This is a genomic window from Kitasatospora sp. NPDC094028 (assembly GCF_049543595.1).
In the GTDB taxonomy this organism is placed as follows: Bacteria; Actinomycetota; Actinomycetes; order Streptomycetales; family Streptomycetaceae; genus Kitasatospora.
In genome coordinates this window covers 141,600-161,498 of the sequence record NZ_JBMVFA010000008.1, presented here as the reverse complement: position 1 = coordinate 161,498, position 19,899 = coordinate 141,600, and the positions used below count along the sequence as shown (strand labels likewise).

Below are 19,899 nucleotides of genomic sequence, written 5' to 3'. Positions count from 1 at the left end.
GTCGCCGACCCTAACCCCCACCCGCCGCCGGACGTCAGTCCCTGGCCAGCCCGAACCGGCCCCGCCGGGTGCCCCGCACGTCCTCGACCACCGCGGCCTCCCCGGCCGTCACCGTCTCGTACACCGCCAGGATGTCCGCGCCGACCGTCGACCAGTCGAACCGCCGCACGTGCCGCGAGGCCGCCTCGCGCAGCTGCTCCAGCCGCGCCGGATCCCCCAGCAGCCGCAGCGCCGTCCGCGCCAGCGCGTCCGCGTCCTCCACCGGGAACAGCTCCCCCGCGTCCCCGCCGTCCAGCACCTGCTTGAACGCGTCCAGGTCGCTCGCCAGCACCGGCGCACCCGCCGACATCGCCTCGACCAGGATGATCCCGAAGCTCTCGCCGCCCGTGTTCGGCGCCACGTACAGGTCCACGCTGCGCAGCAACCGGGCCTTCTCCCGGTCCGACACCATGCCCAGGAACTCCACCTGGCCCCGGAACTCCGGCGCCAGGCCCGCGACGGCCTCCGCCTCGTCGCCCTTGCCCGCCACCAGCAGCCGCACCCCCGGCCGCTCGGCCAGGATCCGCGGCAGCGCCGCCAGCAGCGTCGGCAGGCCCTTGCGCGGCTCGTTGATCCGCCCGATGAAGCCGATCGTGCCCGGCTCCCCCTTCGCCGCGTGGCCCATCCAGCGCTCGTCCGGCTCCGCCTCGGCGAAGAAGCCGACGTCGACGCCGTTCGGGATCACCACCGCGTCCCCGCCCAGGTGCTCCACCAGCGTCCGCCGCGCGTACTCCGACACCGCGATCCGGGCCCGCATCTTCTCCAGGCCCGGCTGCAGGATCGGCGACGCCGCGATCATCGCCCGCGAGCGCGGGTTCGAGGTGTGGAACGTCCCCACCATCGGCCCGCTCGCCGACCACGCCGCCAGCATCGACAGGCTCGGCGAGGCCGGCTCGTGCACGTGCAGGATGTCGAACCGCCCGTCGTGCAGCCACCGCCGTACCCGCGCCGCCGACAGGAACCCGAAGCTCAGCCGCGCCACCGACCCGTTGTACGGCACCGCCACCGCCCGCCCGGCCGAGACCACGTACGGCGGCAGCGCCTCGTCGTCCTCGGCCGGCGCCAGCACCGACACCTCGTGGCCCAGGCCGATCAGGTGCTCGGCCAGGTCCCGGATGTGGAACTGCACCCCGCCGGGGACGTCCCAGTCGTACGGGCAGACGATGCCGATCTTCACGGGTTCCTCAAGCTCCTTCGGGCGGACGTACGGGCGGACCTGCGGGCAGCCGCACGGGCGGTCACGGCGGTCGGACGGGCGGGGCGGATCAGGCGCCGGAGGCCTCGGCCGCGGGCTCCGGAGCCGCCTCGACGGGCGCCGCGGACGGCTCCCCCACCGTCGCACGGACGGGCAGGTCCGCCAGCCAGAACTTCTGCAGCATGTGCCAGTCCTGCGGGTGCTCGGCGATCCCCCGCTCCCACACCCGCGCCATCGCCTGCGTCATCGCCCGGGTCCGCTCCTTGCGGTCGCCCTCCTCGGGCGCCACCAGCTCGGGGTGGATCCGCGCCCGCATCACCGGCCCGTCGTACCAGAGCGTCACCGGCAGCAGCGCCGCCCCGGTCCGCTGGCACAGCGCCGCCGGACCGGCCGGCATCCGCGTCGCCTCACCGAAGAACGACACCTCGATGCCCGCCTCCGACAGGTCCCGGTCCCCCACCAGGCAGACCAGCTTCCCCTCGCGCAGCCGCCGCGCCAGCGTGCCGATCACGTTCACCGACCCGCCGGTCAGCCCCAGCACCTCCATGCCCTGGGCCTCCCGGAACGCCACGAACCGGTCGAACAGCCGCTCCGGCTTCAACCGCTCCATCACCGTCGTGAACGGGTGGCCCTGCTGCGCCACCCAGGTCCCCGCCAGGTCCCAGTTCCCCATGTGCGGCAGCGCTATCACCGCGCCCCGCCCGGCCTCCAGCGGCGCCTTCAGGTGCTCGAAGCCCTCCACCCGGACGTCCCGGGCCACCCGCTCCCGGCTCCACTCCGACAGCCGGAACGACTCCATCCAGTAGCGCAGGTACGAGCGCATCCCGGCCCGCGACAGCTCCCGCAGCGCGGCCTCGTCCAGGCCCGGACGGACCCGCAGCAGGTTCCGCTCCAGCTGGAGCACCCGCTTGCCGCGCTTGCGCCACGCGTAGTCCGCCAGCCGGTCGAACAGCGCCCGCGCCCACGACTCCGGCAGGTGCTTCAGCACCCCCCAGCCCAGCGCGTACGCCCAGTACACCAGTCGGTCCGTCACCGCAGGACGCCCCCCGTCAACTCCCGGCCGCCGCACGGTCGGCCTCGAACGCCTCGCGGCGCACGGTCAGCATGCGCTGGAACACCGTCACCAGGCTGCCCGCCGCCACCAGCCACAGCGCCACCGGCAGCAGCCACTCCACGTACGGCACCCCGAACTTGTGCAGGCCCGCGACCCCGGCCGCCACCAGGCTGGCCACCAGCCGCTCCGCCCGCTCCACCAGGCCCGACACGTCGCACGGCAGGCCCTGGCTCTCCGCCCGCGCCTTCGTGTACGACACCACCAGGCCGCTCGCCAGGCAGAAGATCGCCACCGCGCACAGCAGGTTGTTGTCACCCTGACCGGCGTACCACATGGCCAGACCGCCGAAGATCGCCGCGTCGGCGACCCGGTCCAGCGTGGAGTCCAGGAACGCCCCCCACTTGGTGCTCCGACCCAGCTGCCGGGCCATGTTCCCGTCCACCAGGTCCGAGAAGATGAACAGCGTGATCGTGATGGTGCCCCAGAAGAACTCCCCACGCGGGAAGAACACCAGCGCACCGGCCACCGAACCGGCGGTACCGATCAGCGTCACGGCGTCCGGGCTCACGCCCAGCCGGATCAGGAACGCGGCGAACGGGGTCAGAACACGTGTGAAGAAGGCACGCGCGTATTTGTTGAGCATGGCCTTCCCAGCCGCTCCGATCCTCCAGGCACCCGCCTGGCGCGGCACGCGCGGCAGACGGCCGAACGGATCAGCCCGCCCGGCGCACCCATCGTAGCCACGCCCGGGACACCCTCCGTCGCACGCACCGCCGCTCCGCGCACCGGCCACCCCGCACACACGTACGGTCACCGACCACCCGCCCGGCGGGCGCGCCGACCACCCGTACGGCACGCGCCACCGCGACACCCGACCCTAGACTGCCAAAGACTGCCAAGAGACAGCCTCGGCGCCACGGGAGGAGACCCCGATGCCCGACCGCAGCACGGCACGAGCCGGCCAGGCACCCGCCGTCACCCGCCCCCAGGACCTGCGCAACGTCGCCCTCATCGGCCCCGCCGGTGTGGGCAAGACCACCCTCGCCGAATCCCTCGCCCTCGCCGCCGGCGCCACCGGCCGCGCCGGCCGCGTCACCGACGGCACCACCGTCTCCGACCACGAGGACATCGAGCACCAGCAACAGCGCTCCGTCCAGCTCTCCCTCCTCCCCCTCGAATGGAAGGGCGTCAAGATCAACCTGATCGACCCGCCCGGCCACCCCGACTTCACCGCCGACCTGCGCGCCGCCCTCCACGCCGCCGACGCCGCCGTCTTCGTCGTCTCCGCCACCGACCCCGTCACCGCCCCCACCCGCGCCCTCTGGCGCGAATGCGTCGCCGAAGGCATCCCCCGCGCCATCGCCGTCGCCAAACTCGACCTCGCGCGCACCCCCTTCGACGACATCCTCAGCACCTGCCACGACGCCTTCGACCTCGGCCCCGACACCCTCCGCCCGCTCTTCCTCCCCGTCCTCCACGACGGCCACCCGGACGGCAGCGTCGACCTGATCACCGGCGACACGTACGGCGACGCCACCCCGCTCCCCGACACCGGCCCCGCCCACGACAGCCTCGTCGAAGCCATCTCCGGCCAGGACGACACCCTCATGGAGCACTACCTCGCCGGCGACCCCCTCGACCCCGACGCCCTCGAAGCCGGCCTGCGCCGCGAAGTCCTCGCCTGCACCCTCCACCCCGCCGTCCCCACCAGCGAGAACGGCCTCGGCGCCGCCGAACTCCTCGACCTCATCGCCCACACCTTCCCCGACCCCACCGAACGCACCCGCCCCGCCCCCGACTGCGACCCCGACGCCCCCCTCGCCGCCCAGGTCATCCGCGTCACCGGCGACGCCTACGTCGGACGGATCAGCCTGCTGCGCGTCTACGCCGGCACCCTGCGCCCCGACACCAAGATCCACCTCAGCGGCCCCGCCCACACCGCCGACCAGAACGGCGACGACCGCGTCACCGCCCTCACCAGCCCCTTCGGCAAACTCCAGCGCCCCGTCCCGCACGCCATCGCCGGCGACCTCGTCTGCGCCGCCAAACTCACCACCGCCCGCGCCGGCGACACCGTCCACGAACCCGGCCACCCCGTCGACCTCGACGCCTGGGCCCTCCCCGACCCCCTGCTGCCCATCGCCGTCGAAGCCCACAGCAAGGCCGACGACGACAGGCTCTCCCAGGCCCTCACCCGCCTCGCCGCCGAAGACCCCGCCCTCCGCGTCGAACAGAACCCCGACACCCACCAGCTCGTCCTCTGGTGCACCGGCGAAGCCCACGCCGACGTCGTCCTCGACCGCCTGCGCACCCGCCACGGCGTCCACGTCGACACCGTCGAACCCAAGGTCGCCCTCCGCGAGACCTTCGGCACCGCCGCCGCCGGCCACGGCCGCCTCGTCAAACAGTCCGGCGGCCACGGCCAGTACGCCATCTGCGACCTCGAAGTCGAACCGCTCCCCGCCGGCTCCGGCTTCGAATTCCAGGAGCACGTCGTCGGCGGCGCCGTCCCCAAACACTTCATCCCCTCCGTCGAGAAGGGCGTCCGCGCCCAACTCGCCAAGGGCGTCGCCACCGGCCACCCGCTCGTCGACGTCCGCGTCACCCTCACCGACGGCAAGGCCCACTCCGTCGACTCCTCCGACGCCTCCTTCCAGAACGCCGCCGCCCTCGCCCTGCGCGACGCCGCCGAGCACGCCGTCATCCGCCTGCTCGAACCCGTCGCCGCCGTCACCGTCCTGCTCCCCGACGACTACCTCGGCGCCGTCCTCGGCGACCTCTCCGCCCGCCGCGGCCGCGTCCTCGGCACCGAGACCGGCGGCCCCGGCCTCACCCTGCTGCGCGCCGAGGTCCCCGAACTCGAACTCGTCCGCTACCCCGTCGACCTGCGCTCACTCACCCACGGCACCGCCGAGTTCTCCCGCGCCCACCTGCGCCACGAACCCATGCCCCCCGCCCTCGCCGCGCGCTACACCGGCTGAACGGCCCTACGCCGACTCGACGGGCTTACGGGCGGGCAGCGCACACGCCGCCGTACCCCCCGGCATCCGGTGCCGGTTGCGCGCCACCCAGCGGTACGCCAACGCCGCCACCGGCCGCACCGGCGCCAACGCCAGCGCCGCCCCGGCGTACGCCCACACCCCGCCGGAGCGCATCAGCAACCGCGCCACCGCCTGCGCGCCCCCGTACACCCGGCCCCCCGGCGTCACCCACAGCACCTCGCGCTCCGCCCGCTCGGCCGACACCTCACCCCGACCGCCCGCCGACGCGTCCAACTCCGCCAGATCCGCGAACTGGAACGGCACCGCCTCCCAGCCCCCCGAGGCCAGCGTCTGCCGCAGGTACCGCTCACCCCACCGCACACAGGACGAGCAGAACGCGCAATCCCCGTCGAAAACCAGCACCGGATCCTTCACGGCAACCTCCCCGAACTCGCTGAACACCTCCATCCTCCTCCGCCCTCGCCCACCCCGCCCCACCGGGTATCGACCTGCCCGAAGCTGGGCATCATGCCCCTCGGGCGCGCCGCGGCCTGATCGTGACGGTACTTCAGACGATCATCCGCGCGACCGTGCCGCAGCACGGTAACCTGCCGCTGACAAGGGGAGGAGGGGACGCCGCCGTGACCACACTCGACATGACCCCGGGTGCGCAGATACCCCGGACCGATACCGGCCCGCAGACCGCCGTCAGCCTGGCGCTCTCCTCGGCCGCCTACCGCGACGGCGAAGTCACCGACTTCGTCGACGCCGTCACCGACGCCACCGCCAAGAAGGGCCGCTTCGCGCTCTTCCGCCCCAACCTCGGCGAGGCCTTCAGCAAGGCGCTAATCTCCCGCGCCCTCGGCGGCGACCGCAAACCCCTCGTCCCCTCCTTCGGCGTCGACTCCCGCCAGGTCGTCGAACACTGCCTGGCCGCCGAAGAACTCCGCACCACCCGCGACCGTCAGCTCAGCACCGTCACCGTCGTCACCGCCCTGCTCTTCCTGCCCGGCACCCTGGTCTGGCTCGGCGCCTTCCAGCTGCGCGCCTGGCTCAAGCGGGACAACCGGCGCGGCGCCGACGTCTACGGCGGCCTCGCCCTGATCGCCGCCGGCATCCTCGCCGTCCTGCTCGCGGTGCGCCCCCCGGCCGCCGGCGTCCTCGGCCTCTACCTGCGGATCACCATGCTCGCCCCGGTCATCGGCTGGTACCTGGCCCGCCGGATCGTCGAGCGCTCCGCCAAGGACCTCCGCGCCCGCTGGCAGGACCTCGTCGGCGGCAGCGCCGTCGCCGCCACCGTCTCCCGGGCCGTCCCCCGCGACGACCTGGACAAGAAGGCCAACGACCTGCGCGACAAGCTCGGCCGCCTGGACGCCGAGCAGGAGACCAACATCCAGCACTACGCCGGCCCCAAGGGCATCCTCGGCGCCGGCCGCCGCTGGGGCGAGTGGCGCCTCGCCGACACCCTCCACCCCGCCCCCGGCCACGGCGACTTCCGCGCCTTCCACCCCTGGGACCTGATCCGCCGGATCTCCGCCCACCTCAAGGGCCTCGGAATCAGCCACGTCGCCAACAGCGGCATCCCCAACGTCCAGATCAAGCAGTGGGTGGTCTTCGACATCGGCGAGGGCGCCGACGAGATCAGCCGCCCCGCCGCCGGCAGCGCCGACATGGACGGCGACCGGATGCGCGACTTCGCCGTCCAGAGCATCGCCGACAAGCAGACCTTCCCCGGCGGCCCCCGGCACTACCTGGCCACCCAGTTCATCACCCACGACGGCAAGTTGGTGCTCACCTTCACCGTCACGGTGACCCTGCTCGCCGACGTGCTCACCATCGCCGTGGCCGGCTACGCGCTCGGCCCGGTCAAGGGCGTCTTCTTCGACAAGCCCAAGGACAAGGAGAAGTCGATCCCCAAGACCGTGAAGTTCTGGGAGGAACGCACGGTCAAGCTCCCGCTGATCGACAACGACGAGGTCGTCCGCCAGGCCGTCCGCGCCCCCTTCCACCGGATGCCCGGCCTGCTCGGCTGGCTCGGCGGCGGCCTCGGCCTGCCCGAGCCCTTCGGCCTCCGGCACATCTGGGTCGGCCGGGCGTGGGAGAACCGCTCCATGGTCGACAACGCCATGAACCTCTCCGTCCCGGTGCTCAACGCCGTCCACAACGCGACGCTGGAGTTCCTCCAGGAGCACGACCTCGACGCCGACCGCTTCTTCAAGAACCGCACCTCGATCATCAAGTCCGAGGCGCAGGGCAGCCGCCCGTACGAGGTGGACAGCTTCAACGCCAACTGACCGGCACCGACGCGAAGGGGCCCGCCACCGAACTCCTCGGTGGCGGGCCCCTCTTCGGCTGCCTCAGTCCTGCGGCCAGGCCTCGGCCAGCATCTTGCGGGTGTCCGCCAGCAGCTGCGGCAGCACCTTGGTGTGGCCGACCACCGGCATGAAGTTGGTGTCCCCGCCCCAGCGCGGCACCACGTGCTGGTGCAGGTGCGCCGCGATCCCGGCACCGGCCGCCGCTCCCTGGTTCATCCCGATGTTGAACCCGTGCGCCCCGGACGCGGCCCGCAGCGCGGTCATCGCCCGCTTGGTGAAGTCGGCCAGCTCGGCCGTCTCCGCCTCGTCCAGGTCGGTGTAGTCCGCCACGTGCCGGTACGGGACCACCATCAGGTGCCCGCCGTTGTACGGGTACAGGTTGAGCACCGCGAACACGGCGCTCCCCCGGGCGATGACCAGCCCGTCCTCGTCGCTCAGCGACGGGATCGAGCAGAACGGACAACCGTCGTCCGGAGCCGGGCCGGTGGGCTTGTTCTCACCCTGGATGTACGCCATCCGATGGGGGGTCCACAGGCGGCGGAAGCCGTCCGGCTCACCGACGCCCCGCTGCAGTTCCGGCTCAGTCGTCATGCTGATCAGCATATTCGCCCAGCCGTGCTTGCAAAGCCGTGCGGGGCAGACTCATCGAGAGCCTGCCCCGCACGTGACGGTCCGACTACGGCATCACACCTGGATGCGGTTCTTCACGGCCTCGACGATCTCGGCGACGGCGTCCGCGAGCGGCACACCGTTCTTCTGCTCGCCGTTGCGGTAGCGGAACGACACCGCGCCCGCCTCGACGTCGTCGTTACCCGCGATCAGCATGAACGGGACCTTGGTCTTCTGCGCGTTGCGGATCTTCTTCTGCATGCGGTCGTCCGAGGTGTCGACCTCGACCCGGATCCCGTGCTTCTTGAGCTCGGCCGCGACCTCCAGCAGGTACGGCACGTGCTCGTCGGTGATCGGGATACCGGTCACGGTGACCGGGGCCAGCCACGGCGGCATGGCGCCGGCGTAGTGCTCCAGCAGCACCGCGAAGAACCTCTCGATGCTGCCGAACAGCGCGCGGTGGATCATGACCGGTCGCTGACGCGAGCCGTCCGCGGCGGTGTACTCCAGGTCGAAGCGCTCGGGCAGGTTGAAGTCCAGCTGGATGGTCGACATCTGCCAGGTCCGGCCGATGGCGTCGCGCGCCTGGACCGAGATCTTCGGCCCGTAGAAGGCCGCGCCGCCCGGGTCCGGAACCAGCGGCAGACCCTGCTTCTCGGCCACGGCCGCCAGGACGGCGGTGGCCTCCTCCCAGGTCTCGTCGCTTCCGACGTACTTGACCGGGTCCTTGGTCGACAGCTCGAGGTAGAAGTCGGTCAGACCGTAGTCACGCAGGAGGTTGAGCACGAAGGTCAGCGTGGAGTCGAGCTCCGCCGCCATCTGCTCGCGGGTGCAGTAGATGTGCGCGTCGTCCTGCGTGAAGCCGCGGGCCCGGGTCAGGCCGTGCACGACGCCGGACTTCTCGTACCGGTACACCGTCCCGAACTCGAAGAGGCGCAGCGGCAGTTCACGGTACGAGCGGCCGCGCGCGTCGAAGATCAGGTTGTGCATCGGGCAGTTCATCGGCTTGAGGTAGTAGTCCACGCCCTCGTCGAGCTGCATGGGCGGGTACATACCGTCCGCGTACCAGTCGAGGTGGCCGCTCTTCTCGAAGAGCTTCCCCTTGGTGGCGTGCGGGGTGTAGACGAACTCGTAGCCCTCTTCCTCGTGCCGCTTGCGCGAGTAGTCCTCCATCGCCCGGCGGATGATGCCGCCCTTGGGGTGGAAGACGGCGAGGCCGGAGCCGATCTCCTCGGGGATGGAGAAGAGGTCGAGCTCGTTGCCGAGCTTGCGGTGGTCGCGCTTCTCGGCCTCGACGAGGAAGTCGAGGTGGGCCTTGAGCTCGTCCTTGGTCGGCCAGGCGGTGCCGTAGATCCGCTGGAGCATCGGGTTGCGCTCGCTGCCGCGCCAGTAGGCGGCGGCGTTGCGCATCAGCTTGAACGCCGGGATGTGCCGGGTGCTGGGCAGGTGCGGGCCGCGGCAGAGGTCGCCCCAGCACTGCTCGCCGGTCTTGGCGTCCAGGTTGTCGTAGATGGTGAGCTCGCCGGCGCCGACCTCGACGTCGGCGCCCTCGCCGGCGGTGGCGGCGGAGCCCTTGAGGCCGATCAGCTCCAGCTTGTACGGCTCGGCGGCGAGTTCCTCGGCGGCGGCCTCGTCGGTGACCACGCGGCGGGAGAACTTCTGCCCGCGCTTGATGATCTCCTGCATCTTCTTCTCGATGGCCTTGAGGTCATCGGGGTGGAAGGGCTTCTCGACGTCGAAGTCGTAGTAGAAGCCGTCCTTGACCGGCGGGCCGATGCCGAGCTTGGCCTCGGGGTAGAGCTGCTGCACGGCCTGGGCCATGACGTGCGCGGTGGAGTGGCGCAGGATGTCGAGGCCGTCCTTGCTGCCGATCGCGACCGGCTCGACCTCGTCGCCGTCCTGGACGGCGTAGGCGAGGTCCTTGAGCTGGCCGCCGACGCGGGCGGCGATGATCGAGCGGTCGTCGGCGAAGAGCTCGGCGGCCGTGGTGCCCGTCGTCACCACGCGCTCTTCCCGATCGGGTTCGCGGCTGATGATTACCCGGACGTCCGTCACCGGTCTCTCCTGACGTGCTGGATTAGAGGACGCAACACTGCGCTGCGCGTGACGATGGTACCGAGAGCGTCACCTCTGCTGCTCACCTATGTGCGCTCTCCCCCGCCTCTCCCCCGTCCCGGAGCCCCTTGAGCAGTTGCTCGCGGTCGCCGTCCGCCCAGCCGGTGAGGAGTTCCAGGCCGTGCGGCCGGCCGAGTCGGCGGAAGCCGCCGCGCGGTTCGAGCCGTCCGGAGAGCCGGACGGGCAGGCCGGCCAGGTGGGCTTCGGCGGCGATCCGGTAGTCGGGGTCGGGCAGCCGGACCTTCAGCTCGCGGACCTCGGCGCCGCCGAGCACCCGGAGCCGTACCGAGCCGGCCCCGCCGGGGTCGGCCCGCTTGAGGCGGACGACCAGGCCGGTGACGGTGACGGCGACGGCGGGTTCGAGCCGTTCCAGGAGTTCGGCGGCCTCGGCGAGGGCGGGCAGGTCGCCGGGGGAGAAGTCGAGGGCGATCCGGCGGTCGCCGAAGCCGCCGGGGATGCCGGCGGCGGCGGACCAGGCGACGGCGAGCCCGGCGCCGGTGGTGCCGCGCACCAGTTCCTCGACGGACTGGACGAGCTCCCGGCTGACTCCGGCCTGGACGGCGTTCTCGAAGGCCTCGGGCCCGCCGCTGACCCGGCGGTAGTCGACGGCGTCGCGCAGTGCCTCCAGGGCGCGGACCAGGGTGGTGACGGCGGTGCGGCCCTCGGGGGCGGGGGTGTGGGCGGTGAGGGCGGCGCCCTGGTCGACGGCGCCCTGTTCGACGACCAGGACGCGGTCGAGGAAGTCCGCGGCGGGGCCGTCCAGCCGGGCGCCGTAGTAGGCGGCCCTGGTCCGTCCGGCCTTGGCACCGGCGGCGAGCATCGTGCGTGCCGCCCGTTGGAGCCGTTCGGCGTCGTCCCAGGAGGCGGTGTCGGCGGGGCCGGGCAGGTCGCGGTGCCAGCGCAGTTCGTCGCCGGGGACGGCGAGGGCGAGCAGGATCGAGCGGGCGCTGGGGGTGTGGGAGCGGGAGAGGGCGGTGACGGCGTCGGCGAGGAGGTCGACGGCGTCGTCGAAGCCGTCGCCGGCGGGGACGAGGAGGCTGGTGCCGGGTTCGTCGTCGGGCGGGGTCCAGCGGCCGTAGCGGGCGGCGGGGCCGCCGCGCCGGATCCAGCCGTGCCGGGCGAGCAGGGTGGCCAGCACCGCGGGGTCGACGGCGGCCGGGTCGGGCAGGGGGCGGGCGGGCTCGCCCGGTCCGTGCGGCGGTGTCATGGGTGTGCTCCCTCGCTGCCGGGGCCGGGCGGTCACGGGCTCTCGCCCACGCCGACCCGGGCCATGATGTCGCAGAGCGCGCGGTCGTCGAAGACCTTGTCGGTGGGCACCCGGACGTTGGTGCGCCGCCGTCCGGTGACGGGGTGGCCGGCCAGGTTGACCCAGTAGCAGCAGTGCCGCAGTTCCATGGCGTCGGGCCGGGCCCGCAGCCACTGGTCGACCCGGCTGGGGAGCAGCATCACGACCAGGATGCGGGGGACGGCGACCCGGGGGCGGGCGAGTTTGCGCAGGTGCGCGTTGTCGAGGGTGAAGCTGAAGTGCGGCCCGGCCGGGTCGGGGGCGATCTGCTGGGTGGCCTTGAGCTGGATCTTGACGGTGACCTCGTCGTCGACCTCGTGCTCCGGGGAGCCGTGGCTGACCTGCCAGTCGATGCCGTTGTCCGGGAACGGCTGGGAGAGCGAGCAGCCGGCCGCGGCGGCGACCGCGTGCAGGTAGCCGACCTGCAGGGTCTCCATGCAGGCGGTGACCGCGAGGTTGCCGCGCAGGACGGCCGCGGCCCCGTCCGGCTGCGGTTGCGTCAGTGCCATCGCCCGTGGCCTCCCCCGGCTCCGGGCCCGTCCTGTTCGAACGGGACGCTCCCTAGGGGGATCCCCGGCCCGGCCTGCGCCAAACGGGTTGAGCGGGCGTCAGAACCGGGTATCTACCGGGTGCGGAACGCTCGGCCTGAGGGGCAGTCATGCAGCAGCTCTGGTACACCGGCCCACTCGCCTCCTTCGACACCGAGACCACCGGCGTGGACGTGGAGTCCGATCGGATCGTCTCGGCCGCCCTGGTCGTCCAACTCTCCCCGGGCGAACCGGCGCAGAGCACCACGTGGCTCGCCGATCCGGGTGTCCCGATCCCGGACGGCGCCCGCGCGGTGCACGGCATCAGCGACGAGCGGGTCCGCGCGCACGGCCGTCCGGCCCGTGCGGTGGTGGCGGAGGTGACCCAGGCGCTGGCGGCCCAGGCGCGGGCCGGGTGTCCGGTGGTGGTGATGAACGCGCCGTACGACCTGACGCTGCTGGACCGGGAGTTGCGCCGGCACCACGGGGTGACGCTGGCGGGCGGCCTGGGTGCGGCGGGGCTGGTGATACTCGACCCGCGGGTGCTGGACAAGCACGTGGACCGGTACCGCAAGGGCCGCCGGACGCTGACCGACCTGTGCGCGCACTACGGGGTGGAGTTGACCGGGGCGCACGATGCGGCGGCGGACGCGACGGCGGCGCTGGCGCTGACCCGGCGGATCGGCGCCCGGTACCCGGCGGCGCTGGGCGGGCTGTCGGCGGCGGAGCTGCACCTGCGGCAGGCGATCTGGCACGCGGCGCAGGCGCGGGGGTTGCAGCGCTGGTTCGACCGGTCGGGGACGCCGGAGCGGGTGGACCTGTCGTGGCCGCTGCGGCCGGCCCGGTGCGTGTGCGGACGGCGGTTGGAGCCGGAGCACGGCTGCGAGGCGGCGGCGTAGCGGCGGGACCGGACGGCGGTTCGGGCCCGGACGCACCGCAGGCCCTGACCGGTTTCCCGATCAGGGCCTGCATGCTGTCCGGTGGGCGATACTGGGATCGAACCAGTGACCCCTTCGGTGTGAACGAAGTGCTCTCCCGCTGAGCTAATCGCCCGGGCAACGAGATGAACTGTAGCACCGTTCGGAGGCGGTCGTACAACTCGCCCGTTCCGGGGGGCCGACGCATCCGCAGAACTCGGGCTCCGCGCGGAAGGTGACTGAGCCTCAGTGCGGGGGCGGGATTTGCGGGGGCGTTCCGGGGATTCCGGAAATACATGTAAGGCCCAGCCGATAATCGGCTGGGCCTCACATATCACAATGCATTCCGGTGGGCGATACTGGGATCGAACCAGTGACCCCTTCGGTGTGAACGAAGTGCTCTCCCGCTGAGCTAATCGCCCGGGTGCAGGGAAAACATTACCGCATCCCGGGGGGTGGTCCGAACACCCTCCTCGCCCGGGGCCGGGGCCGGCCGCCCGGGCCGGCCGGCGCCGCCCTGTACCCGGTCGGCCCACCGGCCCGGGCCTCGGCCGGGGCCCGCCCCTCCCCCGCCGCACTCGCCCGTGCGGCCGACTCGTCAGGCAGGGCCGCACCACCCGCTCCCCTGTTCCCGGCCCGTCCTGGCGCTTCCTCCAAGCCCGGTACGGGCCGAGCGGGAAACCCGCCGGAGAGAACCGCCGGTAATGCCCCGGGCGGGTACTGCGGGGCGATTCCGCAATGCGCCGTAAGGGGTACGACTCGCGCCCGAATCGGGACAGAGGGGTTTACATCGGTCTTCGGGGTGGGATGGTCCGTTCGCCGACGTGCGATTCCCCGAGCGCACACTGAGCGAAAGGCCATGGCGCTTATGAACACCACGGTCAGCTGCGAGCTGCACCTGCGCCTCATCGTGTCCAGCGAGTCCTCACTGCCCGTCCCCGCGGGCCTGCGCTACGACACCGCCGACCCCTATGCCGTGCACGCCACGTTCCACACGGGCGCCGACGAGACCGTGGAGTGGGTGTTCGCCCGAGATCTCCTCGCGGAGGGGCTGCACCGACCGACCGGTACCGGCGACGTCCGGGTGTGGCCGTCGCGCAGCCACGGGCAAGGGGTGGTCTGCATCGCGCTTAGCTCTCCGGAAGGAGAGGCCCTGCTGGAGGCCCCGGCCCGGGCGCTTGAGTCGTTCCTCAAGCGGACGGACGCCGCGGTGCCCCCCGGCACCGAACACCGTCACTTCGACCTCGACCGGGAGCTGTCCCACATCCTCGCCGAAAGCTGACCCCGACCGGAGGCGGTCCAGCCCCGTTGTCAGCGGGGCCGTACCTCTTGCCGTCCGCTCTGCCGTCCTACTCGGGGGCACGGCAGCAGACTCAGCCGCGCACCACGCGGCCTCGGGGCCGGTGAGCGGCCCGTTCCCACCGGAGCGGGTCGTCGCCACCTCCGGCGCCCGGCACCGGGGCCGGTCACCCTCACGGGTGATCGGCCCCGGTGCCGGGCGCCGTTGGCGTTCCCGGGGGGCGTACGGGCGGCGCACGGCCGGTGGTGCGCCCGGTTTGCGGGGCTCTGGCGGAATCCGTACACGCCTTCGAAGGAAGGGGCCGCCCTTCGGCCGCACGGCCCGGTATGGTCTTGGGTCAACCGTGTCCGCGGGGTACCCGGAGTCCCCCTGCGCGAGGAGTCCCCGACGTGCTGATCACCCATGACACCGAGTGCGCGCTGAGCATCCTCGTCGATCTGCTCAACACCGCACCCGAGGTGTGCGGCACCGAGCGGCTGCCGGACGTCGCGGCGCTGAACGCGTTCGTGGTCCAGCAGGAGATCAGCGAGATCGACTCGCTCACCGAGGAGGACCTGCACCGGGTCCAGGCGTTGCGCACCCGGCTGCGCGAGGTCTTCGGGACGGAGTCCACCGAGGACGCCGCCGAGCTGGTCAACGCGGTCGTCGCGGCCGCCGGGACCACGCCCCGGCTGGTCAACCACGACCACCACGGCTGGCACATCCACTACTTCGCACCGCACGCCGCGATCGGCGACCACCTGGCGGCCGAGCTCGGCATGGCGCTGGCCTTCATCTTCATGGCCGGCGAGCGGGAGCGGCTGCGGCGGTGCGAGGCGCCGGACTGCGCGCGGGTCTTCGTCGACCTCTCGCGCAACCGCTCGCGGCGCTACTGCGACAGCCGCACCTGCGGGAACCGGCTGCACGTCGCCGCGTACCGGGCCCGGCAGCGTTCGGCGGAGACCGTTCCCTCCGCCTGAGCCCCGGGCCGGGCCGCGCCGCCGCAGGTCAGATGCCGCGCTTGCGGAGGATCTCCTCGATGTCGGCGAAATCGCCGAGACCGTCGTCCCGCTTGCCGCCGGCCCGCTTCTTCGGCTTCGGCGGGGTGGGCGCCACCGCCGGACGGTCGGGGGCCGGGCCCGCGGCCGCCGGGCGCTCGGGGACCGACTCGACCGCGTCGCGCCGACCGCCCCAGCGGGCGGTCGCCAGCAGCAGCGCCGCGGAGACGCCGAGCAGCACGACGCCCGTCCACACCCGGGGGTCGAAGACCAGCTTGGTCGCCCAGTCGGCGAACGCGTGGCCGATGGTGCTCGCCAGCGGGAAGAGGCCGGTGAGGTAGAGCCCGGCGGGCAGCAGGGCGACCGCGAACCAGCGGGTCGCCGAGAGGAAGCGCCGCCGCCGGGCCCGCAGGCCCGCGACCGCGACCCCGCCCGCCGTGAGCAGGAAGCTGATCGCCGCGGTCAGCACGGCCGCACCCTTTCGCGTCCGATCGATCCGGTCATTCCGGCGCCTCCCTGTCGGTCCTCGGCGGGAGCACCTCCGGCCGGAACGGGCTCCCCTTAGTGGAACACTGGGGGGATGATCGATGGTTCCCTCCCCCGCCTTGAGTTCTGGTGCGACCTGCAGTGCACGGACTGCCGCACCGCGCTGGACGACGTCCGGGCGCTGCGCGCGCAGTACGGCGACGCGCTGCCCGTGGAGCTGCGGCACTTCCCGCTGGAGAAGCACAAGCACGCCTACGCCGCCGCCGAGGCGGCCGAGGAGGCGTTCGCGCAGGGGCTGGGGTGGCCGTTCGTGGAGGCGCTGCTGGCCCGGGCGGAGGACCTGGGCGCGCGCGGGCAGCAGGTGCTGCTGGACGTGGCCCGGGAGGTCGGGGTGGACGTCGAGGAGGTCGACACCGCGCTGATCGACGGCCGGCACATGCTGACCGTGGACTCCGACCAGGCCGAGGGCAAGGCGATCGGGGTCACGGGCACGCCGACGTACGTGATCGGCGGGCAGCGGCTGGACGGCGGGCAGAGCCAGGAGGGGCTGCGGGAGCGGATCGTGGCCGTGATCGAGGCGGCGAACGCCTCCTGACCCGTCGTCAAAGCTGCTTGCCGTAGAGCCGGTTGGTGATCCGGTAGCCGAGCGAGGCGTAGAGGCGGATCGCCACCGGGTTGTCGGCGAAGACGTTGAGCCCGAGGTTGCGCACGCCGGCGGCCAGGCACTCGCGTTCGGCGAGCAGCATCAGAGCGCGTCCGTGTCCCCGGCCCCGGTGGGCCGGGGACACCTCGACGACCATGACCCAGGCGAGCGGTTCGCCGTCCGGCAGGTCGGTCAGGTGGAGGTCCACCCAGATCGAGCCGTACGGCTGCGGCTCGCCGTCCGGGCCGTACAGGCTGCTCAGGACGGTGCCCGGGGTGTCGGCGCCCTGCGGGAGCGGCCGCTGGTCGTCGCCCGCCCTGGCACGGGCCTGCTCCTCGGTGAGGCCGGAGCGGACGAGCGCGCGGGTGTAGTGCGCCGTGGACCGGTCGAGCCAGGCCCGGAGCCCGGACTGCTCGAACGGGCGGACGCTCACCCCGGCGGGCAGGGTGGGGGCGTCGGTCAGCCGCTTGGCGAGGGCCAGGGAACGCTCGGTGTAGCCGAGTGCGGCGGCGAGGGCCCGGGCGGTCGGCGCGGAATCGGGGATCCTGACGTCCACCCGGGTACAGCCCCAGCTGCGCAGCACCTCCTCGGCGGCCAGCGCGCCGAACGTGCCGCGGCCCCGGCCGCGGTTTCCGGTGACCTCCAATTCGGCTATCTCGCCCCAGAGTTGACTGCCGTTCGGGACGGCAGTGGTGCGCAGCGAGCCGACCTGGTGGCCGTTGGCGAGGATCCGCCAGCGTCTGGTGCGGCCGCCGGCCGCGGTGGGTGTCTCGGGGCCCTCGGGGCGCAGCGTGGTGGTCATGTGGTGGTCCCTTCCCCTCGTCGGGGAGGTTATCCGCGCCGGTCCGTCGCGCCGCCGGGGGTGCGGGTCACGGGTCGAGGTCGTCGGCGCTGCGCTCGGCGAAGACGGCCATGGCCTTGGCCGTGATCGGGCCGGTGCCGGGCAGTTCGCGGTCGTCGACGCGGGTGACGGCCTGGACGTCGCGGGTGGAGGAGGTCAGGAAGATCTCCTCGGCGTCCTGGAGGGCGCCGAGCGGGAGGTCGGCCTCCTCGGCGCCGCACCAGTCGATGACGAGTCGGCGGGTGATGCCGGCGAGGCAGCCGGAGGCGAGCGGCGGGGTGAGCAGGCGGCCGTGGAGGACGACGAAGACGTTGGAGCCGGTGCCCTCGCAGAGCCGGCCGGCGGTGTTGGCGAACAGGGCCTCGGTGGCGCCGGCGCGGTGGGCGGCGGCGAGGGCGACGACGTTCTCGGCGTACGAGGTGGTCTTGAGGCCGGCGACGGCGCTGTGTTCGTTGCGGCGCCACGGGACGACGGCGACGGCGGTCTCGTCGGGGCGGCGGGCGATCGCGCCGAGGGCGGCGACCAGGGTGGGGCCGGCGGTGCCGCGTTCGGAGCCGAGCGGGGCGGTGCCGCCGGTGTAGGTGACGCGCAGGCGGCCGAGCGGGACGGGGTCGGCGGCGAGGACCTGGGCGCAGGCTTCGCGGACCAGGTCGTGGTCGGGGTCGGGCAGGCCGAGGCCGCGGGCGGAGCGGGTGAGCCGGTCGAGGTGGCGGGTGAGGGCGAAGGTGCGGCCGTCGACGACCTTCATGGTTTCGAAGACGCCGTCGCCGGTGGTGAGTCCGTGGTCGAGGACGGTGACGGCGGGCTCGTCGGGGTCGACGAGCGTGCCGTTGACCCAGCTCGTGATGGGGGTGTGCATCGGGCGCTGCTCCTCGGGGTGGTGCCGGCGGCCGGGGTGATTCGGCCGGCGGTGCTTCGGCGGTGCTTCAGAGGGTTTCGCTGCCGGACGCTATCGCGACGAGTCGGGCGGCCTTCAGCTCGGTTTCCGCCCATTCGCGGTCGGGGTCGGAGCCCCAGGTGATGCCGGCGCCGGTGCCGAAGCGCAGGACCGGGGCGGTGGGGTCGGTGCGGTCGAGCCAGAAGGTGCGGATGCCGACCGCGAGTTCGGCCTCGCCGCGGTCGGCGTCGACCCAGCCGACCGCGCCGCAGTAGGGGCCGCGCGGGGCGGTCTCCAGGGCTTCGATGATCCGCAGGGCGCTGGACTTGGGGGCGCCGGTGACGGAGCCGGGCGGGAAGGTGGCGTCGAGGAGTTCGGGCCAGCCGGCGTCGGCGCGCAGGGTGCCCTCGACGGTGGAGACGAGGTGGACGAGGCCGGGGTGCTTCTCGACGGCGCACAGGTCGGGGACGGTGACGGTGCCGGTGTCGCAGACGCGGCCGAGGTCGTTGCGGACCAGGTCGACGATCATCACGTTCTCGGCGTGGTCCTTGTCGAGGAGGTCGTCCTCGGTGCGGCCGGTGCCCTTGATCGGGCCGGAGGAGACGGTGCGGCCGGTGCGGCGCAGGTAGAGCTCGGGCGAGGCGGTGGCGATCTCGACGCCGTGTTCGGGCAGGCGGACGGTGCCGGCGTAGGGGGCGGGGTTGCCGTGGGCGAGGAGGCCGGTGAGGGCGTCGATGTCGCTGCGGTCGGAATCGGGCAGCGGGGCGGAGAGCACCCGGCAGAGGTTGGCCTGGTAGACCTCGCCGGCGGCTATGTGTTCGCGGATGCGGCGTACGCCGGCGGTGTAGGCGGCGCGGTCGAGGGAGCTGCGCCACTCGCCGGCGTCCGGGCCGCGCCAGCCGGCGCCGGAGGGCGGGGCGGGGGCGGGGGCGGGGCGGACGTCGTCGAAGCGGGCGCAGGTGAGGCGGCCCTCGAAGTCGTGGACGACGGCCCAGTAGCCGGTGGAGTCGAGGGCGGCCGGGTCCGAGGTGACGTCGCGCAGCCCGGTGGCCAGGCGGCCGCCGAAGCGGGCGAGCGGGGTGCGGGGATCGCTGGGGCCGGACACGGTTCTCCTGCGCGCTGGTGCGGGGGTGGCGGTGCCTGAAGTGTAGGTCGGGGGCGCGCGCCCCGGCCGGGGCGCTGGAGAGGGCGTGCAAGCAGTCGCGGGCGTCGCGCGGGTGTGCGTCGGGTGGCCTGCGGGTGATCGTCCGGAAGCGCCGCAGGTGGCGGCCGGTGCCCGGTGCGGGGGTCGGCCGGAGGGTGCTCGGCGGGCATCCCCTCGGCACGCTGCGGGAACGGATTTTTAGCTGGCCCGGGAATCCGCTAGAGTTCAACACGTCGCCAGGGAGCGCAGCCGGGAAAAACGGTGAAGCCCCCGGGAGACAGGCGGACGTGGCTCAGTTGGTAGAGCATCACCTTGCCAAGGTGAGGGTCGCGAGTTCGAATCTCGTCGTCCGCTCGACGGAGAACAGTGTAAGATCGTTCTTCGTGTGTTGCCTGGTGGAGTGGCCGAGAGGCGAGGCAACGGCCTGCAAAGCCGTGTACACGGGTTCAAATCCCGTCTCCACCTCCAAGAGGATCACCCGGTTCTGCCAGGGGACCTCCCCGCGCGATTAGCTCAGCGGGAGAGCACTACCTTGACACGGTAGGGGTCACTGGTTCAATCCCAGTATCGCGCACGTCGGACTCTCCGGAGTCC

Annotated in this window: 18 protein-coding genes and 5 tRNA genes; 9 read left to right on the top strand and 14 right to left on the bottom strand. The window is 72.9% G+C overall.

The window, feature by feature from the left end; translation table 11 throughout:
* Positions 1-34 precede the first annotated feature (34 nt).
* The 3 genes from ACPC54_RS15490 to pgsA all read right to left on the bottom strand — a co-directional run bounded on the left by ACPC54_RS15490 (position 35) and on the right by pgsA (position 2,931).
* A complete protein-coding gene (locus tag ACPC54_RS15490; RefSeq protein ID WP_498965217.1) occupies positions 35-1,216 on the bottom strand; it encodes a glycosyltransferase family 4 protein in 1,182 nt (393 codons plus the stop codon).
* An 88-nt stretch (positions 1,217-1,304) separates the two neighbouring features.
* Entirely contained in the window at positions 1,305-2,267 is a 963-nt protein-coding gene (locus tag ACPC54_RS15485; protein WP_498965215.1) for a phosphatidylinositol mannoside acyltransferase, read from the bottom strand.
* A 16-nt stretch (positions 2,268-2,283) separates the two neighbouring features.
* Complete coding sequence (gene pgsA, locus ACPC54_RS15480; RefSeq protein ID WP_045700573.1) at positions 2,284-2,931, bottom strand: phosphatidylinositol phosphate synthase; 648 nt, start codon at positions 2,929-2,931, stop codon at positions 2,284-2,286.
* Between the two features lie 289 nt (positions 2,932-3,220).
* Between pgsA and ACPC54_RS15475 the strand changes: the two genes are divergently transcribed.
* Positions 3,221-5,269 (top strand): elongation factor G-like protein EF-G2, encoded by a 2,049-nt coding sequence (locus ACPC54_RS15475; RefSeq protein WP_498965213.1) that lies wholly within the window; start codon positions 3,221-3,223, stop codon positions 5,267-5,269.
* Between the two features lie 6 nt (positions 5,270-5,275).
* Here ACPC54_RS15475 and ACPC54_RS15470 read toward each other — a convergent pair whose 3' ends face one another.
* A complete protein-coding gene (locus ACPC54_RS15470) occupies positions 5,276-5,731 on the bottom strand; it encodes a thiol-disulfide oxidoreductase DCC family protein (RefSeq protein ID WP_498965211.1) in 456 nt (151 codons plus the stop codon).
* Positions 5,732-5,910: 179 nt separating this feature from the next.
* Between ACPC54_RS15470 and ACPC54_RS15465 the strand changes: the two genes are divergently transcribed.
* Positions 5,911-7,563: an AbeC-like domain-containing protein gene (locus tag ACPC54_RS15465; RefSeq protein WP_498965209.1), complete on the top strand. Its 1,653-nt coding sequence runs from the start codon at positions 5,911-5,913 to the stop codon at positions 7,561-7,563.
* Between the two features lie 63 nt (positions 7,564-7,626).
* Here ACPC54_RS15465 and ACPC54_RS15460 read toward each other — a convergent pair whose 3' ends face one another.
* The 4 genes from ACPC54_RS15460 to ACPC54_RS15445 form a co-directional block, all read right to left on the bottom strand.
* Positions 7,627-8,187, bottom strand: a complete 561-nt coding sequence (locus ACPC54_RS15460; protein ID WP_360208851.1) for an HIT family protein — start codon at positions 8,185-8,187, stop codon at positions 7,627-7,629.
* Positions 8,188-8,268: 81 nt separating this feature from the next.
* Positions 8,269-10,248 carry a threonine--tRNA ligase gene (thrS, locus tag ACPC54_RS15455; protein ID WP_498965206.1) on the bottom strand — a complete coding sequence of 660 codons (1,980 nt, stop codon included), beginning with the start codon at positions 10,246-10,248 and terminating at the stop codon, positions 8,269-8,271.
* Positions 10,249-10,330: 82 nt separating this feature from the next.
* Positions 10,331-11,515, bottom strand: a complete 1,185-nt coding sequence (locus ACPC54_RS15450; protein ID WP_498965204.1) for a hypothetical protein — start codon at positions 11,513-11,515, stop codon at positions 10,331-10,333.
* Between the two features lie 32 nt (positions 11,516-11,547).
* Complete coding sequence (locus ACPC54_RS15445) at positions 11,548-12,102, bottom strand: DUF4365 domain-containing protein (RefSeq protein WP_498965202.1); 555 nt, start codon at positions 12,100-12,102, stop codon at positions 11,548-11,550.
* A gap of 149 nt (positions 12,103-12,251) precedes the next feature.
* On the opposite strand from ACPC54_RS15445, the gene ACPC54_RS15440 reads away from it, so the two are divergent.
* Positions 12,252-13,019, top strand: a complete 768-nt coding sequence (locus ACPC54_RS15440; RefSeq protein WP_498965200.1) for an exonuclease domain-containing protein — start codon at positions 12,252-12,254, stop codon at positions 13,017-13,019.
* 82 nt (positions 13,020-13,101) lie between these two features.
* On the opposite strand, the gene ACPC54_RS15435 is transcribed toward ACPC54_RS15440, so the two are convergent.
* Together ACPC54_RS15435 and ACPC54_RS15430 are read right to left on the bottom strand one after the other, a co-directional pair.
* Positions 13,102-13,173 (bottom strand) — tRNA-Val (locus tag ACPC54_RS15435).
* A gap of 214 nt (positions 13,174-13,387) precedes the next feature.
* Positions 13,388-13,459: transfer RNA gene (locus ACPC54_RS15430), tRNA-Val, on the bottom strand.
* A gap of 446 nt (positions 13,460-13,905) precedes the next feature.
* Here ACPC54_RS15430 and ACPC54_RS15425 point away from each other — a divergent pair.
* Together ACPC54_RS15425 and ACPC54_RS15420 are read left to right on the top strand one after the other, a co-directional pair.
* The gene (locus ACPC54_RS15425) at positions 13,906-14,319 is read left to right on the top strand and encodes an SsgA family sporulation/cell division regulator (protein WP_030056266.1); all 414 of its coding nucleotides are present in this window, start codon (positions 13,906-13,908) and stop codon (positions 14,317-14,319) included.
* A 407-nt stretch (positions 14,320-14,726) separates the two neighbouring features.
* Positions 14,727-15,296, top strand: a complete 570-nt coding sequence (locus ACPC54_RS15420) for a CGNR zinc finger domain-containing protein (RefSeq protein WP_498965196.1) — start codon at positions 14,727-14,729, stop codon at positions 15,294-15,296.
* A 28-nt stretch (positions 15,297-15,324) separates the two neighbouring features.
* Here the strand turns inward: ACPC54_RS15420 and ACPC54_RS15415 are convergent, their stop codons facing one another.
* Positions 15,325-15,783, bottom strand: coding sequence for a hypothetical protein (locus tag ACPC54_RS15415; RefSeq protein WP_498965194.1), 459 nt, complete (start codon positions 15,781-15,783; stop codon positions 15,325-15,327).
* 111 nt (positions 15,784-15,894) lie between these two features.
* Here ACPC54_RS15415 and ACPC54_RS15410 point away from each other — a divergent pair, with 111 nt between their 5' ends.
* Positions 15,895-16,395 (top strand): DsbA family protein, encoded by a 501-nt coding sequence (locus tag ACPC54_RS15410; RefSeq protein ID WP_498965192.1) that lies wholly within the window; start codon positions 15,895-15,897, stop codon positions 16,393-16,395.
* A 7-nt stretch (positions 16,396-16,402) separates the two neighbouring features.
* Here the strand turns inward: ACPC54_RS15410 and ACPC54_RS15405 are convergent, their stop codons facing one another.
* From ACPC54_RS15405 to ACPC54_RS15395, 3 genes are all read right to left on the bottom strand, one after another.
* A complete protein-coding gene (locus tag ACPC54_RS15405) occupies positions 16,403-17,245 on the bottom strand; it encodes a GNAT family N-acetyltransferase (protein ID WP_498965190.1) in 843 nt (280 codons plus the stop codon).
* 67 nt (positions 17,246-17,312) lie between these two features.
* Complete coding sequence (locus ACPC54_RS15400; protein WP_498965188.1) at positions 17,313-18,143, bottom strand: aminotransferase class IV; 831 nt, start codon at positions 18,141-18,143, stop codon at positions 17,313-17,315.
* A gap of 67 nt (positions 18,144-18,210) precedes the next feature.
* Complete coding sequence (locus ACPC54_RS15395) at positions 18,211-19,266, bottom strand: chorismate-binding protein (RefSeq protein WP_498965185.1); 1,056 nt, start codon at positions 19,264-19,266, stop codon at positions 18,211-18,213.
* Positions 19,267-19,586: 320 nt separating this feature from the next.
* Here ACPC54_RS15395 and ACPC54_RS15390 point away from each other — a divergent pair.
* The 3 genes from ACPC54_RS15390 to ACPC54_RS15380 all read left to right on the top strand — a co-directional run bounded on the left by ACPC54_RS15390 (position 19,587) and on the right by ACPC54_RS15380 (position 19,879).
* Positions 19,587-19,659 (top strand) — tRNA-Gly (locus ACPC54_RS15390).
* Between the two features lie 40 nt (positions 19,660-19,699).
* Positions 19,700-19,773: transfer RNA gene (locus tag ACPC54_RS15385), tRNA-Cys, on the top strand.
* A 34-nt stretch (positions 19,774-19,807) separates the two neighbouring features.
* Positions 19,808-19,879, top strand: a tRNA-Val gene (locus ACPC54_RS15380).
* The last annotated feature ends 20 nt before the right edge of the window (positions 19,880-19,899 follow it).

Excerpts from the sequence above, each read along its gene's own strand:
- pgsA (WP_045700573.1), bottom strand. The coding sequence starts at position 2,931 with ATGCTCAACAAATACGCGCGTGCCTTCTTCACACGTGTTCTGACCCCG.
- ACPC54_RS15475 (WP_498965213.1), top strand. The coding sequence starts at position 3,221 with ATGCCCGACCGCAGCACGGCACGAGCCGGCCAGGCACCCGCCGTCACC.
- ACPC54_RS15460 (WP_360208851.1), bottom strand. The coding sequence starts at position 8,187 with ATGCTGATCAGCATGACGACTGAGCCGGAACTGCAGCGGGGCGTCGGT.
- ACPC54_RS15450 (WP_498965204.1), bottom strand. The coding sequence starts at position 11,515 with ATGACACCGCCGCACGGACCGGGCGAGCCCGCCCGCCCCCTGCCCGAC.
- ACPC54_RS15445 (WP_498965202.1), bottom strand. The coding sequence starts at position 12,102 with ATGGCACTGACGCAACCGCAGCCGGACGGGGCCGCGGCCGTCCTGCGC.
- ACPC54_RS15440 (WP_498965200.1), top strand. The coding sequence starts at position 12,252 with ATGCAGCAGCTCTGGTACACCGGCCCACTCGCCTCCTTCGACACCGAG.
- ACPC54_RS15425 (WP_030056266.1), top strand. The coding sequence starts at position 13,906 with ATGAACACCACGGTCAGCTGCGAGCTGCACCTGCGCCTCATCGTGTCC.
- ACPC54_RS15410 (WP_498965192.1), top strand. The coding sequence starts at position 15,895 with ATGATCGATGGTTCCCTCCCCCGCCTTGAGTTCTGGTGCGACCTGCAG.
- ACPC54_RS15405 (WP_498965190.1), bottom strand. The coding sequence starts at position 17,245 with ATGACCACCACGCTGCGCCCCGAGGGCCCCGAGACACCCACCGCGGCC.
- ACPC54_RS15400 (WP_498965188.1), bottom strand. The coding sequence starts at position 18,143 with ATGCACACCCCCATCACGAGCTGGGTCAACGGCACGCTCGTCGACCCC.